Source organism: Xanthomonas sp. Leaf148, assembly GCF_001423585.1.
Taxonomy (GTDB): domain Bacteria; phylum Pseudomonadota; class Gammaproteobacteria; order Xanthomonadales; family Xanthomonadaceae; genus Xanthomonas.
On record NZ_LMOP01000001.1, the window covers coordinates 278,872 to 296,857 of the forward strand.

13 protein-coding genes and 1 tRNA gene are annotated in these 17,986 nt (G+C 64.3%); 9 read left to right on the top strand and 5 right to left on the bottom strand.

Annotation, left to right across the window (positions count from 1 at the left end; all coding sequences use genetic code 11):
• Positions 1-107 precede the first annotated feature (107 nt).
• From pstS (ASF90_RS01150) to rnt, 8 genes are all read left to right on the top strand, one after another.
• Positions 108-1,127, top strand: a complete 1,020-nt coding sequence (pstS, locus tag ASF90_RS01150; RefSeq protein WP_055844752.1) for a phosphate ABC transporter substrate-binding protein PstS — start codon at positions 108-110, stop codon at positions 1,125-1,127.
• A gap of 336 nt (positions 1,128-1,463) precedes the next feature.
• Entirely contained in the window at positions 1,464-2,555 is a 1,092-nt protein-coding gene (gene pstS / locus ASF90_RS01155; protein ID WP_055844755.1) for a phosphate ABC transporter substrate-binding protein PstS, read from the top strand.
• A gap of 112 nt (positions 2,556-2,667) precedes the next feature.
• Positions 2,668-3,642: a phosphate ABC transporter permease subunit PstC gene (pstC, locus tag ASF90_RS01160; protein ID WP_039420811.1), complete on the top strand. Its 975-nt coding sequence runs from the start codon at positions 2,668-2,670 to the stop codon at positions 3,640-3,642.
• Complete coding sequence (gene pstA, locus ASF90_RS01165; protein ID WP_055844758.1) at positions 3,642-4,511, top strand: phosphate ABC transporter permease PstA; 870 nt, start codon at positions 3,642-3,644, stop codon at positions 4,509-4,511. Before pstC ends, pstA begins: the two co-directional genes overlap by 1 nt.
• Positions 4,512-4,533: 22 nt before the next feature.
• On the top strand, positions 4,534-5,364 hold the full coding sequence (pstB, locus tag ASF90_RS01170) for a phosphate ABC transporter ATP-binding protein PstB (protein ID WP_039420807.1): 831 nt from the start codon (positions 4,534-4,536) through the stop codon (positions 5,362-5,364).
• A 110-nt stretch (positions 5,365-5,474) separates the two neighbouring features.
• Positions 5,475-6,185: a phosphate signaling complex protein PhoU gene (phoU, locus tag ASF90_RS01175; protein WP_055844762.1), complete on the top strand. Its 711-nt coding sequence runs from the start codon at positions 5,475-5,477 to the stop codon at positions 6,183-6,185.
• A 125-nt stretch (positions 6,186-6,310) separates the two neighbouring features.
• A complete protein-coding gene (locus tag ASF90_RS01180) occupies positions 6,311-6,706 on the top strand; it encodes an RcnB family protein (RefSeq protein ID WP_055844765.1) in 396 nt (131 codons plus the stop codon).
• 566 nt (positions 6,707-7,272) lie between these two features.
• Entirely contained in the window at positions 7,273-7,914 is a 642-nt protein-coding gene (gene rnt, locus ASF90_RS01185) for a ribonuclease T (protein ID WP_115559786.1), read from the top strand.
• A gap of 256 nt (positions 7,915-8,170) precedes the next feature.
• On the opposite strand, the gene ASF90_RS01190 is transcribed toward rnt, so the two are convergent.
• From ASF90_RS01190 to rnr, 4 genes are all read right to left on the bottom strand, one after another.
• Positions 8,171-11,203 (bottom strand): ligand-binding sensor domain-containing diguanylate cyclase, encoded by a 3,033-nt coding sequence (locus ASF90_RS01190; RefSeq protein ID WP_055844771.1) that lies wholly within the window; start codon positions 11,201-11,203, stop codon positions 8,171-8,173.
• 238 nt (positions 11,204-11,441) lie between these two features.
• The gene (rlmB, locus tag ASF90_RS01195; protein ID WP_055844774.1) at positions 11,442-12,191 is read right to left on the bottom strand and encodes a 23S rRNA (guanosine(2251)-2'-O)-methyltransferase RlmB; all 750 of its coding nucleotides are present in this window, start codon (positions 12,189-12,191) and stop codon (positions 11,442-11,444) included.
• A 315-nt stretch (positions 12,192-12,506) separates the two neighbouring features.
• Complete coding sequence (locus ASF90_RS01200; protein ID WP_055844777.1) at positions 12,507-12,980, bottom strand: GFA family protein; 474 nt, start codon at positions 12,978-12,980, stop codon at positions 12,507-12,509.
• A 146-nt stretch (positions 12,981-13,126) separates the two neighbouring features.
• Positions 13,127-15,670, bottom strand: coding sequence for a ribonuclease R (gene rnr / locus ASF90_RS01205; protein WP_055844779.1), 2,544 nt, complete (start codon positions 15,668-15,670; stop codon positions 13,127-13,129).
• 121 nt (positions 15,671-15,791) lie between these two features.
• Here rnr and ASF90_RS01210 point away from each other — a divergent pair.
• Positions 15,792-15,878, top strand: a tRNA-Leu gene (locus ASF90_RS01210).
• 463 nt (positions 15,879-16,341) lie between these two features.
• Here the strand turns inward: ASF90_RS01210 and ASF90_RS01215 are convergent.
• Positions 16,342-17,796, bottom strand: coding sequence for a platelet-activating factor acetylhydrolase IB subunit (locus tag ASF90_RS01215; protein WP_055846195.1), 1,455 nt, complete (start codon positions 17,794-17,796; stop codon positions 16,342-16,344).
• Between the last annotated feature and the right edge of the window lie 190 nt (positions 17,797-17,986).

The window sequence follows — 17,986 nt, forward strand, 5'->3', positions numbered from 1 at the left end:
ACGCCATCTTCTTTCTGTCATCTCTTCGACACCTCACGGTCATGCCGCTGCCCTGCAATGGCGCGACTGCGGGACGTCGTGATCCCTACCCTCTCTGGAGCTGTTCCGTGACCCACTCCTTCAAGAACCGTCTGGCCGTCGGCGTGCTCGCCGCCTCGCTGGCACTGTGCGCCCAGGCTGCCGATGTCACCGGCGCCGGTGCGTCCTTTATCTACCCGGTGATGTCCAAATGGTCGGCCGACTACAACGCCGCCACCAAGAAGCAGGTCAACTATCAATCGATCGGCTCGGGCGGCGGCATTGCCCAGATCAAGGCGGCCAGTGTGGACTTCGGTTCCTCCGACGCCCCGCTGAAGCCGGAAGAACTGGCCGCTGCCGGCCTGGCCCAGTTTCCGTCGGTGATCGGCGGCGTGGTGCCGGTGGTCAACGTGGCCGGTATCGCACCGGGCGCGCTCAAGCTCGACGGCAAGACCCTGGGCGACATCTTCCTGGGCAAGATCAGCACATGGAACGATCCGGCCATTGCCGCGCTCAACCCGGGCGTGAAGCTCCCCGAAGGCAAGATCACCGTGGTGCATCGCTCCGATGGCTCGGGCACCAGCTTCAACTTCACCAACTACCTGTCCAAGGTCAACCCGGACTGGAAGAGCAAGGTGGGCGAAGGCACCGCCGTGCAGTGGCCGAGCGGCATCGGCGGCAAGGGCAACGAAGGCGTGGCTGCCTATGTGAAGCAGATCAAGGGCGGCATCGGCTACGTCGAGCTGTCGTATGCGCTGCAGAACAAGATGTCCTACACCGCGATGAAGAACGCTGCCGGCAAGTTCGTGCAGCCGTCCGATGAAACCTTTGCCGCCGCGGCAAACAGCGCCGACTGGGGCAATAGCAAGGACTTCTACCTGGTGATGACCAATGCCGCAGGCGACAACGCCTGGCCGATCACTGCCACCAACTTCATCCTGGTGCAGAAGAAGCCCAAGAACGCCGATGGCCTCAAGAACACGCTGGAGTTCTTCCGCTGGGTCTACAGCAAGGGCGATGCCCAGGCCAAGCAGCTGGACTATGTGCCGCTGCCGGACAGCCTGGTGACGCAGATCGAAGCGTATTGGGCCAAGAATCTGCCGCGCTAAACGCGTGCATCGACGCAGTTGCGCACACTGTCAGGTGTGCGCAACTGCCGTTGACGACAGCGGTGACGCGCGAGCGCGGGCTTGGCGCGCGGGGGCCAGGCCTGCCTGACACCTGCATGTCACGTTGACTGGTCACTCTCAACAGAACAGGAACGACGCCGCCTCTCTCCCCGGCGTCGGGACCGGGACGCGGATCCCGGGGGGCGCGATGCCCTCCGCGGTCCGCGTCTTTTTTTGTGATGCCTCTCCCGAAGGCGCTGTCATGAGCGTGTAACAAAAACATCATTTCATAGCGTGGTCTGCCGGACACCCGGCCAATCCAGCCTCGGAGCTTCCATGAAATTGCAGTCGGCCAGTCTGACCGCCCTGTCCCTCACCATCGCCCTTGCCCTGGCTGCGTGTTCGCCCGGCAAGGACGCGCAGTCCGGCGATGCCGCCAAGGGCGCTCCCAGCGCAGGCGCCACCGCAAGCGACAGCAAGGTTGCGGAAATCTCCGGCGCCGGTGCGTCCTTCATCTACCCGCTGGTGTCCAAGTGGTCGGCCGACTACAACGCCGCCACCGGCAACAAGGTCAACTACCAGTCGATCGGTTCCGGCGGCGGCATTGCCCAGATCAAGGCCGGCACGGTGGATTTCGGCTCGACCGACAAGCCTCTCGATAGCGCCGAACTGCAGCAGGCCGGCCTGGGCCAGTTCCCGTCCGCCATCGGCGGCGTGGTGCCGGTGGTCAATCTGGAAGGCATCGCCCCGGGCAAGCTGCGCCTGACCGGCGCGCTGCTGGGCGATATCTTCCTGGGCAAGGTCAGCATGTGGAACGACGCGGCGATTGTCGCGGCCAACCCGGGCGTGACCCTGCCGGCGACCAAGATCAATCTGGTGCACCGCTCCGATGGCTCGGGTACCACCTTCAACTTCTCCAACTACCTGTCCAAGGTCAGCCCGGAGTGGAAGAGCAAGGTCGGCGAAGGCACCTCGGTGCAGTGGCCCGGTGGCGTCGGCGGCAAGGGTAACGAAGGCGTGGCCTCGTACGTGCAGCAGATCAAGGGGTCGATCGGCTATGTCGAACTGGCCTATGCGCTGCAGAACAAGATGCCGTACACCTCGCTGCAGAATGCCGCCGGCCAGTGGGTCGAGCCGAATGCAGACAGCTTTGCCGCCGCTGCGGCCAGCGCCGACTGGGCCAATGCCAAGGACTTCAACCTGGTGATCACCAATGCGCCGGGCGAGAAGGCCTGGCCGATCACGGCCACCAACTTCATGCTGATGCACAAGCAGGCCAAGGATGCCGAGCGCAGCAAGGCGACGCTGGACTTCTTCAAGTGGGCATTGGAAAACGGCCAGGCCCAGGCCAGCGAGCTGCATTACGTGCCGCTGCCGCCGGAGCTGGTGAAGCAGATCCAAGCCTATTGGGGCAGCGAGTTCAAGTAATGCCTGCATCCCGCCTGCATGGCGGGCTGCGCGGCGGTGAGGTGCCTGCGGGTGCCTCACCGTTCCTGATGTCTCACGCTCCCGCCAATGTGCGGGTGACGAGTTCAATCGAATGAATGCCACCGCACTTCCCGAAGCGATGACCGCCCCCCGCGGCCGCGACCTGCGCGATGCGCGCGCCGACCGCCTGTTCAAGCTTGCGCTCGCCGCCACCGTGGTGTTTGTGCTGTTGGCGCTAGGCAGCGCAGCGCTGTCGATGTTGTGGGGCGGACGCCACGCACTGCAGATGCAGGGCCTGAGCTTTTTCTATTCCGCCGACTGGAATCCGGTCGAAAACAAGTACGGCGCACTGGCGCCGATCTACGGCACCTTGGTCACCGCCCTGATCGCGATGGTGATAGCGGTGCCGGTGAGTTTCGGCATCGCGTTCTTTCTCACCGAAGTTGCGCCGCGCTGGTTGCGTGGGCCGGTAGGCACCGCAATCGAATTGCTGGCCGGCATCCCGTCGATCATCTACGGCATGTGGGGCCTGTTCGTGCTGGTGCCGGTGATGACCGAACACGTGACGCCGTGGCTCAACGATCACCTGGGCACATTGCCGGTGATCGGCCCGTTGTTTCAGGGTCCGCCGCTGGGCATCGGCCTGCTCACCGCCGGATTCGTGCTGGCGATCATGGTGATCCCGTTTATCTCCTCGGTGATGCGCGAAGTGTTTCTGACCGTGCCGACGCGCCTGAAGGAATCGGCGTACGCGCTGGGCTCGACCAAGTGGGAAGTCAGCTGGGACATCGTGCTGCCGTACACGCGCTCTGCGGTGATCGGCGGCGTGTTTCTGGGGCTGGGACGCGCGTTGGGCGAAACCATGGCGGTGGCCTTTGTGGTCGGCAACACGGTGCGCCTGTCGCCGTCGCTGCTGGAGCCCGGCACCACCATCGCGGCATTGATCGCCAATGACTTCGGCGAGGCCACCGAAACCTATCGCTCGGCTTTGCTGCTGCTGGGCTTTGTGTTGTTCATCGTGACCTTCATCGTGCTGGCGATCGCGCGCTTCATGCTGATGCAGCTGTCGCGTCGGGAGGGCAACTGATGTCCGCTTCCTCTGTCTCGCAATCGCTGTACAACCGGCGCCGTATCACCAATGTGGTGGCACTGTTGTTGTCGTGCGTCACTGCATTGTTCGGGTTGTTCTTCCTGGCCTGGATTCTGTGGACGCTGCTGTCCAAGGGCGTGCCCGGCATCGACCTCAATCTGTTTACCAAGATGACACCGCCGCCGATGCAGGAAGGCGGTCTGCTCAACGCCTTCTTCGGCAGTGCGGTGATGTGCGGGCTGGCGCTGGCGATCGGCACGCCGTTGGGCGTGGCGGCTGGTACCTGGCTGGCCGAGTATGGCAATGCGCGCAAGGCGGGCATCGTGGTGCGCTTCGTCAACGACATCCTGTTGTCTGCGCCGTCGATCGTGCTCGGCCTGTTCGTCTACACCTTGTACGTGATGCAGACCGGCGGGCGGTTCTCTGCGTTTGCCGGCGCACTGTCGCTGGCCTTCATCGTGCTGCCGGTGGTGGTGCGTACCACCGACGAGATGCTGCGGCTGGTGCCGGCGCAAATGCGCGAAGCGGCCTTGTCGCTGGGCATTCCGCAGTGGAAGGTCACCGTGCAGGTGCTGTACCGCGCGGCATCGGCCGGCATTCTCACCGGCGTGCTGCTGGCGCTGGCACGCATCAGCGGCGAAACCGCACCGCTGCTGTTCACTGCATTCGGCAATCAATACTGGAACAGCAACATTTTCCAACCGATGGCCAGCGTGCCGGTGATCATGAACCAGTTTGCGGGCAGCCCGTACGAATCCTGGCAGACCCTGGCTTGGTCCGGCGCACTGGTGCTGACCGTGTTCGTGTTGTTGGTGAGCCTGGGCGCACGTGCGCTGCTGTTGCGTAACAAGATTTCCAATGACTGACCTTTCTTTCCGGACACCCGACATGAACGATCTCCAAAACGCCAAGCCGATGCATCGCATCGCTGTTCCGGCCGCCAAGGGGGCGCCGACGGCGCAGGCGCCGGTGAAGGTGGCCGCACGCAATCTGGATTTCTATTACGACAAGTACCACGCGCTCAAAAGCATCGACATCGAGATTCCGGAAAAGCGCGTCACCGCGCTGATCGGCCCCTCCGGCTGCGGCAAATCGACCCTGCTGCGCATCTTCAACCGCATCTACGCGCTATACCCGAAGATGGAAGCGCGCGGCGAAGTGCTGCTGGATGGCGAAAACATCCTGTCGCCGAAGTACCCGATGAATCGCCTGCGCAGCAAGGTGGGCATGGTGTTTCAGAAGCCGGTGCCGTTTCCGATGACCATCTTCGAAAACGTTGCCTACGGCATCCGCCACCACGAAAAACTGTCCAAGCCCGACATGCAGAACCGCGTGGAACAGGCATTGCGTCAGGGCGCATTGTGGGACGAGGTCAAGGACAAGCTGGGGCAAAGTGCGCTGGGCCTGTCTGGCGGTCAGCAGCAACGCCTGTGCATTGCGCGCGCAGTGGCGCTGCGGCCGGACGTGTTGCTGCTGGACGAACCCACCTCGGCGCTGGATCCGATTTCCACCAGCCGTATCGAACAGTTGGTGGAAGAACTCAAGCGCGACTACACCATCGTGATCGTGACCCACAACATGCAGCAGGCCGCGCGCGTCTCCGATTACACAGCCTTCATGTATCTGGGCGATCTGATCGAGCACGACCGCACCGAAACGATTTTTTCCCAGCCGTCCAAGCAGCAGACCGAGGACTACATCACCGGCCGTTTCGGTTGATGTAAGGCGACGCACCGCAACGCCCGCACTGAAGCAGCTCCGTCGCCCTGCCCTGCACGTCATTCGGCGCGGCTGACGGACATCCACCACTGCCACGAATCGAGATCACGATGAACCAGCACCTCAACGACCATATCGTCAAAAGCTACGACGAGGAGCAGCACCGTCTTGTCGCCGAGATCGTGCGCATGGGCGACACGGCAGTGGCGCAGCTGGAAGCGGCGCTGGATGTGGTGGAGCGTCGCGACGACAACGCTGCGCATCGCATCGTGGTCAACGACGAAGCGATCGACGCACTGGAACACGCGATCAGCCACGACGTGATGCGTCTGGCCTTGCGCGGCCCGATGGCGCGCGATCTGCGCGAGATTCTGGCCGGCCTGCGGATTCCTGCGGATATCGAACGCATCGGCGATTACGCGGCGAACGTGGCCAAGCGCTCGATCGCACTCAACTCCGCGCCGCCGCTGCCGCAGACGGTGGGCCTGCGTGCGCTGGGTCAGATGGCCGCCGATGCGGTCCGCGAGGCGGTGCAGGCGTACCGCGACAAGGATGCAGATGCGGCGATCCGCGTGCGCGACGAAGATGCACGCCTGGATGCGCAGTACACGGCGCTGTTCCGCGAGCTGCTGACCTACATGATGGAAGACCCGCGCAACATCACGCCGTGCACGCACTTGCTGTTCATGGCCAAGAACCTGGAACGCATCGGCGATCATGCGACCAACATCGCCGAGAACGTGTGGTTCCTGGTGCATGGCGAACAGCCGCTGCCGCCGCGCCTGAAGCGCGACGACACCAGCACCACCGGCGTAATCTGATCGCCGTTGGGTACCGGCACGCGTTGTCGATAAATAGCTCAAAGCCTTATTTCATTACGTATTCAGCTAAAAATCCCTACGGTGGGATTGCACACAGGCCGTTCCTGTGACGCAGGAGTACGCAGATGAAACGTCTCATCGGATCTTTCATGGTTGTGTCGCTGCTGACCTCGGGAGCCGCGTTCGCCGCGCCCCAGCAGCACGACGATCGCGATCGCGACCGCATTGCACAGCAGCGTCACGACGATCGCGGCCCGGACCGGCATGACGAGCATCGCAACGACAAGCACGATGATCGGCGCAGCGCACATCACGACGATCACCGCAACGATCGCCATGGCCCGCCCTTCCGGCGCGGCGAGCGCCTGGCACCAGACCATCGCGGTAACCGCGTCGCCGATTACCGCAAGCATCACCTCAAGCAACCGCCGCGCGGACATGAGTGGCGTCGCGTGGATAACCAATACGTGCTGATTGCCATCGCGACCGGCCTGATCGCCAGCGTCGTCGGCGGGGGTTGATCCCGAGACATCCGTGTCACTAGGCAGGCCCGATCCGTGGCAACGCGGATCGGGCTTTTTGTTTCGTGAGGTTGTGACTGAGGATGGCGGAGTGAAACAGGAGTGGCCTGTGGCGCATGCAACGAAAGCCCTGCAGTGCGGTTGATCGATGCCGGTTTATCTGCGGGAACGCATGCGTACGGGGTTGTGACAGGCGAACGACTAATAAGGACGCGGCTTCTTCTTAAAGCAACTCACAACACTCCTGCGCGCTCCGCCAGGTAAGCGCGATTCGCGCTCGGTGAGGCGTGTACCACGCGTGCACTCCGGATCTGTGCAGCCCCCCCCCTCCTGCTGACGACTGCTCACCCGGTCTTGTTCGCCGTTCTGAGCTGCACCGCTAGCCGTCATCGGCCCGCTATTTTGCGGTCCATTCGCCTGGTCATTCGCACACCCCAGCCCGCCGTCTAGGCAGCGCCGTGGCGATGACCGGCAACGCTTTGCCTGCCGACCAGATGCTCCAGACCAAAGGCGTATACCCCGAGGGCGGGTGCACCGGTCGGGCCCAGGGTGCGACCTGCTAGGCTATGCGGATGAACGAACCGGTCGACCCGCAGCCTGCCCCCTCCTTTCTGCCCATGTCGCGGCGTTTCCGCGGCTATCTGCCCGTGGTGGTGGATGTGGAAACCGGAGGGTTCGACTGGAACAAGCACGCATTGCTGGAAATCGCCTGCGTGCCGATCGAAATGGGTGCCGACGGGCGCTTTTTCCCCGGCGAAACCGCCAGCGCGCATCTGGTCCCGGCCCCAGGACTGGAGATCGACCCCAAGTCGCTGGAGATTACCGGCATCGTGCTCGATCACCCGTTCCGTTTTGCCAAACAGGAAAAGGACGCGCTGGACCATGTGTTCGCACCGGTGCGCGCCGCGGTGAAGAAATATGGGTGCCAGCGCGCCATCCTGGTTGGCCACAACGCGCATTTCGATTTGAACTTCCTCAACGCCGCCGTTGCGCGCGTGGAGCACAAGCGCAATCCGTTTCATCCCTTCAGCGTGTTCGACACGGTGACCCTGGCTGGCGTGGCGTACGGGCAAACCGTGTTGGCGCGTGCCGCGCAGGCGGCTGGTCTGGACTGGAACACCGCCGATGCGCACAGCGCGGTCTACGACACCGAACAGACCGCACGGCTGTTCTGCACCATCCTCAATGCCTGGCCCGGGCCTGTTTAGGGCTGGGATTGGGGATTGGGGATTTGGGATTCGGGAATGGCAAAAGCGGGGCATTTGCGCGGCTGAAAAATCACCCGGGTGCGGCAGCAACAGAGCAACTACTGCTCACCGCATGACCGCATGCAGCGTTGCCGGCGCGTGCGGTTAAGGCCTTCGTACTTCCTAACCGCCCGACAGAAGCAGAAAAGCGCCAGCCACCGCGCTTTTACGATTCCCGATTCCCGATTCCCGATTCCCGATTCCCGACTCCCAGCCTTTAACCAGCACAGATCCGGTCGCGCCCTGCGCTCTTGGCTTCGTACAACGCGCGATCGGCGCGCTGCATCAACGATGAGCCGGTGTCGTCGTCGCGCAACTCCGACACGCCGGCGCTGAAGGTCACCTGCAACCCTTCCACATCGCCCCAGTCGGCGCGCGCATGGAACAGCATGCGAATGCGCTCGCAGAGCGCCTGTGCATCGTCCAGTGTGGTGTCGGCCAACAGCAGGGCGAACTCTTCGCCGCCCAGACGCGCGGGCAGATCCGAGGCACGTGCGGCTGCGGCCAGCAACTCGCCGACATCGTGCAGCACCGCGTCGCCAATGGCGTGCGAGTAACGGTCGTTGATGCGCTTGAAATGATCGATATCCAGGATCGCCAGCACCAACGGCCGGCCACTGCGACGTGCGCGGCTGATGTCGCGCGCCAGCGCTTCGTCGAAGTGGCGACGGTTGGGCAAGCCGGTCAGTGCGTCCTCGTGCGCCTGGCGCTCGAACACGTCGGACTTGATGCGCAGCCGCGTCAACAACTCGCTCTTTTCCTGATTGGCCTGCAGCAGGCGCTGCGCCTGCAGCTGCAGATCCTGCGTACGCTTGCGCACCAGTTCGGCCAGGCGGGCGCTGTGGGTCCTGTAGCGATGCAGCAGCGCCCGATACAGCAAGGCCAGGGCAAGAATCGCGCCCAGCACCGCAGCAAACCGCACATCGTGGCGTTGCCACCACAGCGGCAGCACGTCGAAGGTCCAGCGCGCCTCCTGCGGGCTCCAGGCACCGCCCGGATGACGGGCCGCCACCCGCAGGGTGTAATGCCCCGGCGGCAGGCCGATGAATTCCACGCTGCGCTGCCGCCCACGCGCAATCCACACGTTGTCCAGGCCGTCCAGACGGGTGCGGTATTCGATACGTTCGGACAGCAGAAAACTCATGCCCACATACGAGACATTGAGCCGGTCGCCGCCGGGTAGTTGCGCTTGTTGGCGCCAGGCCAGCGGGCGGCCGTCCTGTTGCACGCTTTCGATCAGCGGCGGCGGTGGGCGTCGCTCGCGAAACCGCTGCAAGCGTGCCGGGTCCACCGTGCTCACACCACCGGCGGTGACCACCCAAACCGAGCCATCTGCACGCGCGATCATGCTGGGGCCGGAGCTGCCATTGGCCTGCGCGTTGCCCATGCCGTCGATCTCGCCGTAGCGCTCGATGTCCAGCGTGCCGCGTCCATCGGCCACCGCATCGAGCGCAGCGAACGCGGTGCGCAGCACGCCGCGATTGCTGCTGATCCATGCATTGCCCCGCCGATCGTCGACGAGCTGGAACACCGTATCCACCGGCATGCCCTGCTCCAGGCCCACGCGTGCAAGCGTGCCGCCGCGCACACGATACAGACCGCGATCGGTGGAGATCCACACCGCATCGCCAATCGACTGGAAGCCGAACACGCTGCGTGCGCCACCCAGGCGTTCCAGGTTCAGTTGCTGCACCCTGCCGTCGCGCAACACCGCCGCGCCATCGACCGAGCCGATCCACAGCGCGCCGTCGATGCTGGCCAAGGCAGTCACCACGCCATCGGGCAGGCCATCGATCGCCACCGGCACGCGCTTGCCGTCCACCAGCTGCACCACGCCGCGCTGAGTAGCCAGCCACACCGCAGCGTGCGCATCGATCACGATGGCGCGGATATGGCCACTGGGGATGCCATCCGCCTCGCCGTAGTGCTGCAGCACGCGGCCATCGCGCAGCACGAACACACCGTCGGCATAGGTGCCCACCCACAGGTCGCCCTGCCGATCCAGCGCCAGACTGAGCACCGACAGCCGACGTCCCGACGGCGTCGCCACAGGAACCGGCACGATGCGCCCGTCCGGCAGCATGCGGTCCAGGCCGGCGGTACTGGCGATCCACAGACTGCCATCGCGATCTTCGAGCACTGCGCGGGCATAGTCGCCGCTCAACCCGTCGCGCTGGCTGTAGCTGCTGAACAAGGTCTCGCGCAATCGGAACAGGCCACCGTTGGCGCCGACCCAGATGCTGCCTTCCGCATCTTCGCGCAGGCTGACGATGCGCCCGGTGGGCAGGCTGCGGCCTGCCGGCAAATGCTCTACCCCGTGGCTGCCGATCCGTAACAGGCCCTGGTTTTCGCTACCCAGCCAAAGATCGCCATTGCGATCCTGCAGCATCGCAGTGAAGTGGCCCTGCCCCGGCAGCCGATGCACCAGCTCGGCGCGCTCGTCGTGCAAGCGATACAGCTGCTCGCCTGCGACGACCCACACCATGCCGTCCGGGGCGCGATACGGCCACGCCAGGCCCGGCGGCAGGCCGAATGACGCTGGCGCACGATGCATGCGCCCATCCGGTTCGCGATAGATCAGCCCGTCCAGCGTACCGATCAGCAAGCGGCCCTGTCCGTCGAACAACATGCGCGGGAAGCTGCTCTGCAGCGGCACGCCATCGCGCGGCGGAAAATAGTCGAAACGTCCATCCGGCCACAGGCACCCCAGCCCGTGGCCTTCGAACAGCAGCCACATCCGGCCGTCCGCATCCATGGTCATCGCGTGGATCAACGCCTGCGGCCACTGACCCTTGCGTTGCCACTGCCGCCACTGCCCATCGGCGCCGTGACGCACCAGATTGCCGCGCGCATCGCTGAGCCACAGCGCGCCATCGCGATCCACGTACAAGGCGCCGACGCCGTTATCGGGCAGACCCGGTCGCGTGCTGCGATCGATGACGTTGAATTCCAGGCCGTTGTAGCGCACCAGGCCTTCCCAGGTGGCGAACCACAGGTAGCCGTCGCGGGTTTGGGCGATATCGCGCAGCGAGTTGTGCGGCAGGCCGCTGCGCGAACTCCAGCTGTCGATGGCGTAGTCGCGTAATCGCGCGGTCCCGATAGGTGCGGCGATCGCCGCCAGCGAACACAACGCCAACAGCATGCAGACGCCAGCGCCGAACCAGCGCCGCCACTGTCCATGCCATCGTGCCGACGCCTTGCCGGCGTCTCTGTTCTCGCCCGTACCGCAGGCGCCCACCCCAAGTTTCATCAGACACGACACGCCGTTTGCTGACGATATGGTAGGCAAAAAGTGACGCGGGCGCTGAGCGTTCGCGCTGGCTGACGCCGAAAGCCTTGCAGCTGCGGCGTCGTACGGGCCATCGGCAGCACCTCGTTGCCAAGCGCAGCGTCGCAATCTGCGCAGATTGCGCTATGCCTGCATGTGCGCAACGTGCCTATTGCATGCTGGAGGCAGCGCGTGATCGCGCGCCTCCGTACCGCATCGCTCAGGCACCCAGGCGCTGGCGCACGACCTCGAACAGGGTCACGCCGGTTGCGACCGACACATTGAGGCTTTCGATATCGCCCGGCATCGGAATCTTGACCAGACCATCGCAATGCTCGCGGGTCAGACGACGCAGACCGTCGGCCTCACCGCCCAGCACCAGCCCGACATTGCCGCGCAGGTCGACGCTGTACAACGACGCCTCGGCCTCTCCTGCCAGGCCGTACAACCACACACCTTGCTTCTGCAGGTCGCGCAGGCAGCGTGCCAGATTGGTCACCGCTACCACCGGGATGCGGTCGGCGGCGCCGGCCGAGGTCTTGCGCACGGTCGCATTCACCGTGGCCGACTTGTCCTTGGGGATGACCACCGCAGTGGCGCCTGCGGCCGCGGCGCTGCGCAGACACGCACCGAGGTTGTGCGGGTCCTGCACGCCGTCGAGCACCAGCACCAGCGCGCGACCTTGCGCAGCCTCGACCAGGCCTTCCAGTTCGTTCTCCGCCCACAACCGTGCGGCGGCGTAGCGTGCGGCAACACCTTGGTGGCGTACCTGCCCGCCCACACCGTCCAGTGCCTGGGTGTTGACCCGGCGCACGTCGATCCCCTTGCGGCGCGCCTGTTCTTCGATCTCGGTCAGACGCGGGTTCTTGCTACCGGCCTCGATCAAGACCTCGCGCACGTTGTCGGCGTCGTTCTCGACGGACGAGGCGACAGCGTTGACGCCGACGATCCACTGGTTTTGCTTGCTCATTGCGCGGGCATACGAAGAAATGAGGGGGAATGGTAGGGCCTGCGGCCTGCTACGTCACGGCCGGGGCAAGGATCGCCTGAGAAATCGGGCCAAGGCCATGCCGCAATGCCACGGGCAGCTGGCGGAGTCATGCGCCGCTGGCTGCAGCGGATATGCCGCAAATGTATCGGCACGCCGGATGTCTTCGCGCTGCGTGAACCGCTATGGATGGCTGCTTGAACGCATATCGCGCCGACGTCGGCAACACGCCGCAACGCACCGACATCAACATGATTGAAGACAGCAATGACCTGCATTGCGAAGCCACATCACGACTTACGCCGGCCACCGCTCGGTGTCTTGGTCGGGATGCTGATGCGAGACGAGCGCGGCCTGAAACGCCAATGCAGCAGCGTCATTCTCGCTCGGACGTGTCGGCAGCTGCGCCAGGGTATCGACGAACGGCAACTTGCACTCCACCGCGTACTGAATGTGCGGAGGCAACCGCTCCGGCGTATCGAATGCACCTGCCGCAATTGCCACGCCGTCGGGCGCTTCATAGGTCAATGGCGTCCCGCACTCGGCGCAAAAGCCGCGCTGTACCAATGACGAGGAGGCAAAGCGCTTGGGCTCGCCACGGGTCCAGCGGAACTCGGTGCCACGCACCGACACCAGCGGCGCGTAATACGCCCCGAAGGCTTTCTGACACATGCGGCAATGACAGATCGATGCGTCATCCAGCACGCCGCGCACATGAAAGCGCACCGCGCCGCATTGGCAGCCACCGCTGTATTCGGAAGATGCGTGCATGGTTTGCCTCGCAGATCAGCGTGTTATGCAAGCCACCGCATCATCACGGTATGCGTCGGCACTCACGACGCACTTGCCGACGCACTTGCCGACGCAATGTATTGCGGGCAGCCATCCCGGCCGCCCGCAACACCATGCATCCAGTATCAATACGACTTTTTCTTGCGCTTGGTCGGCTTCTCGCGCGGCGGCAGCGGTGCTTCGGCAGGCGCACCATCCTCTGCCAAACGGAAGTCGATCTTGCGTTCTTCCATGCTCGCCTTGAGCACCAGTACGCGTACCGGGTCGCCCAGACGGAACTCGCGACCACGGCGCTCGCCGCTGAGCGTTTTGCGGATCGGATCGAACTGGTAATAGTCCTGCGGCAACTGGGTGACATGCACCAGACCATTGACCTTGGACTGGGTCAGCTCCACGAACAGGCCGAAGCCGGTCACGCCACTGATCACGCCATCGAACTGGCCGCCGACGTGCTTTTCCATCCAGGCGGCGCGATAACGCTCGTCCACTTCGCGCTCGGCCTCATCGGCACGGCGTCCGCGCTCGGAGCATTGCAGCGACAAGGCCGACATCTGCCGCGGCGTGTAGATAAATTTCTCCGGGCTGGCGCCGGTCAGGGCGTGCTTGATCGCGCGATGCACCAGCAGATCCGGGTAGCGGCGGATCGGCGAGGTGAAGTGCGCATACGCCTCCAACGCCAGACCGAAGTGACCGTTGTTGTCGGGCGAATACACCGCCAGGCTCTGGCTGCGCAGCAGCACCGATTCCAGCAGCGCGGCATCCGGGCGCGCACGCACCTTCTTCAGCAGCTTGGTGTAATCGCCCGGGCGCACCTTGCTCCACGCCGGCAGGCTGAGCTGGAATTCCTTGAGGAACTCCAGCAGGTCTTCGTACTTGCTCTCCGGCGGCCGCTCGTGCACGCGATACGGCGCAGGCACATGCACACCCAACAGATAGCGCGCGGCTTCCACGTTGGCGGCGATCATGCATTCTTCGATCAGCTTGTGCGCGTCGTTCCGCACCAGCATGCCGGCCTGGGTGACCTCACCGGTGTTGTCGAGCACAAAGCGCACTTCGGAGGTTTCGAACTCGATTGCACCGCGATGCGTCCGCGCCTTCGACAACACGTTGTACAGCTGATGCAGACGCTGCACCTGCGGTAACAACGGGCCGATGAACGCCTTGGTATCGGCATCGTCTTCGCCAACCGCCTTCCAGACCTGGTTATAGGTCAGGCGCGCATGCGAGTTCATCACCGCTTCGTAAAAACGCGAGCCGGTCACTTCGCCATTGCGGCCCACCTGCATGTCGCAGACAAAGCACATGCGGTCGACCTTGGGCATCAGCGAACAAATGCCGTTGGACAGGGTTTCCGGCAGCATCGGCACCACAAATCCCGGGAAATACACCGAGGTGGCGCGCTTTTGCGCTTCGTCGTCCAGCGGCGTGCCGGGACGCACATAGTTGGACACGTCAGCGATCGCCACTACCAGCCGGAAACCGTCGGCATTGGGTTCGCAATACACCGCGTCGTCGAAATCCTTGGCGTCCTCGCCATCGATGGTGACCAGCGGCATCTGCCGTAGGTCCACACGCCCACCGATCATCTGCGGCTCGACCACCAACGGCACGGCGGCCGCTTGGTCCAGCACTTCCTGCGGGAATTCGTGCGGCAGTTCATGGCCATGGATGGCCATTTCCACCACCAGCGACGGCGTCAGCTTGTCGCCCAGCACCGCGATGATCTTGCCGATGGCCGGGCGGCGCGCGTCCGGTGGGGCGATCAGTTCGCACACCACCAACTGCCCCTCGCGCGCCTCGCCAATGCCGTCCGGCGCAATCTGCACGTTGCGTTGCACGCGCTTGTCGTCCGGGTCGACGTAAGCCACGCCGTGCTCGTAGAAAAAGCGCCCGATCATGCGCGACATGCGCCGTTCGAGCACGCGTGCGATGGCGCCTTCGCGGCGGCCACGGCGGTCGATGCCGGTGACGTTGGCCAATGCACGGTCGCCGTGCATCACCTTGCGCATTTCGAACGGCGGCAGGAACAGGTCGTCACCGCCCTCGTCCGGCTTGAGGAAACCGAAGCCTTCCGGGTTGGCGATCACCACGCCGGCGATCAGGCTGGTCTGCTGCACCGGCGCATAGCCGCCGCGGCGGTTCTGAACCAACTGCGCTTCGCGCACCATTGCCGCCAGGCGCTTGCCCAGCGCGTCGATGCGGTCGCTCAGGCCGAGCTGCTCGGCGATCTCTTCGGCGGTCTGCGGGCCGTCGCAGGCTTCCAGCAGCTGCAGGATGGCCTCGCGGCTGGCGATCGGCTCGGCGTAGCGCAATGCCTCGCGGTCGGCATGCGGATCCTTGAATCCGGTGTCGGCGACGGCGATGGTGTTGGCGATAGCCTGGACGGTGTCTTTCTGGAAACGTTCCGGCGGCGGCGCGGGCGGCCCGCTCTTGCGTGGATGCGGCGCGCGGGGCGCAGCAGGCTCGACCGGAGGTGCCGGCTGATCGGACGACGCCTTTGCCGCAGCGCGCTTGTTGGCGGATTTGGTGGACGCACCTGCCGCAGCGCGGACCAGGAAGTCCGGCATCCAGCCCGGCAGTTTCTGTTGCTCGGCGGTGGTGGACTCGCCCGGGCTGGCGGATTTGCGGCGGCTGGGCCGGTCGGAATCGGGGGTGTTTTTCTTTGTCATTACCCTAATGGTAACCCCTGCGGTCCTGACATGGGCGGCAAGGCCAGCCAGGCCGTTGGCGATTGCTACACATCACCCGTTGACAACCTCGTCAGGAGTCTGCAAAATTCGCGGCTCACCTGCCCAGGTGGCGGAATTGGTAGACGCACTAGCTTCAGGTGCTAGCGGGGGCAACTTCGTGGAGGTTCGAGTCCTCTTCTGGGCACCAGTTTAAAAAGACCTCCGAGCAATCGGGGGTCTTCTGGTTTCTGGGGTTTGAAAATGCGGGCACTGCGGTTGAGCGCCGATGCCGATCAGCGCCTGAGGGCCGATGATGTGATTCAGAGCCGCTAAGAAAATTTAGCGAGCAGTCGTCGGCCGGGTATCGATGGCGCACTCAAAATCGCAATGGACCATTGCTAAGTGCCAGCTCCGGGCACCGGCCGCGCCCGCCGGGTGGTGAGCGCAGTCATTTGATTAGCTGCGCTCCGCCGATTGATCCATCGACGTGATCGGATGATCGCGACGCCTACGCGGCCTTGCGCTCCACTCCATCACGACCGCCGATCAGCGCGACGACCAACTCGTCGCTGCCCAGACCTACGGCGCACGCTTCACCACGGTCGAATACCAAGACTTCGAAACGACACGACAGCACCCACCTGCCTGGCGGCGCCGCCGTGGTGGCCGTCCTACGGAGCGGCCGTTATTCCAGCATCGCGCAGGGCCTGCGCCCAGATCTTGTAACCGGCCTCGCTGGGATGCGTACCGTCGGGCATCAGCGCCTCCGGCAGGCTGCCATCGGGCTGCAGCAGCTGCTTGCCGATATCGACCAGACGCACCGACGGGTCGGCCGCATAGCGTGCGCGCAGCAGGCGGTTGGTTTCGGCAATCGGGCCGCGTTGCGGATCGCTAGCAGTGCGGCCGCGCGGCATGATCGCCATCAAAATCAACTTGCTGTTGGGCATGCGTGTGCGTACCTCGCGCACGATGGCATCGACGCCCTGCGCGGTTTCGGCCGGCGTGCTCGCACGCGATTGCGCAGTGCCGGTGAGGTTGTTGGTGCCGATGTGCAGCACCACCCAACGCGGCTCCAGGCCGTCGAGCTCGCCCTGGCGGATGCGCCACAACACGTTCTGCGTGCGGTCCCAGCCAAAGCCCAGATTCAACACCGGCCGCTTGTCGTACAGCCACTGCCAGGACTGCGGCCCGCTGACGCGGGTGGCCTGTGGCGGGCCCGACCAAAAGTGGGTGATCGAATCGCCAATCATCACCACCTCCGGCTTCAAACTGCGCGCGGCAGCAAGCGCGGCATGATGGCGTGCGTACCAATCGTAGGAATCCTGCTGCAGCCAATCGACCGGCATCAACGCGGTGGCGGCATCGCGGCCGAGTTCGGCCACCGGCTTGACCGGCGCTTCACCCAGCAGCCGCGCCAGAGTCGGCTCGATCGCCTCGGCCAGCATGCGCTGGCCCTGCGTATCCGGATGCAATGCAGCGGCCGCCGGACGAAAGCGCGTGTCGTAGAACAACTCGGTGCGCAGCTTGCCGTCGCGCTGGAACACCGAGCTCACATCCAGATAGGTCACACGCGGGTTGTCGCCGTAGCGCACCGCCAGACCCTGGTTGATCTGCGCATCGCGACGCGATTTTTCGCCGGAAATCGCGCTGGGCAGCACGCTCAACAGCAGAATGTGCGTGCGCGGCAGCTTTTGTTCGATCGCCGCGACTACCGCGTCGATGCCGAGCTGGGTCTGCTCCGCGGTCTGGCCGAGGTGGCCGGTGTTATTGGTGCCGATCAGCACCAGCGCGACCTTGGGCTGCAGGCCATCCACTTCGCCATTGGCCAGCCGCCACAGCACGTTTTCGGTGCCATCGCCGCTAAAGCCCAGATTGAGCGCGCCGCGGCTACCGTAGAAGGTCTGCCAGGTAGGCTGAAAGTCTTCGTCGGGCGCCTTGGCTTTTTCATAGTTCTGCGTGATGGAATCACCGATCAACAGCAGCTTCGTCTCAGGATGCTGTTTGACCTGTTCCAGCACCTGCGCGTGGCGCTGGGCCCACCACGGCTCCTGCAGGCGGTCGGTGGGCACGATCGAGGGCGATGGCATTTGCGCAAGCGCAGGCAGCATCAGCAGGCACCACGACATGCCAAGGCCGATCGCGGCAAGCGGCCGGATACGACCGCGAAACAGGGAGGGAAACGTGAGCATGCGTGACAGAAAGGATCGGAGGAATTCCGATTGTGGGCTGCGCCGTTGGCACCTCACAAGCTAATCCGACAAGCGCGCCCTTTCCGCCCCACTGTCGAGGCAGGACTAACGATGCAACGACTAGGCG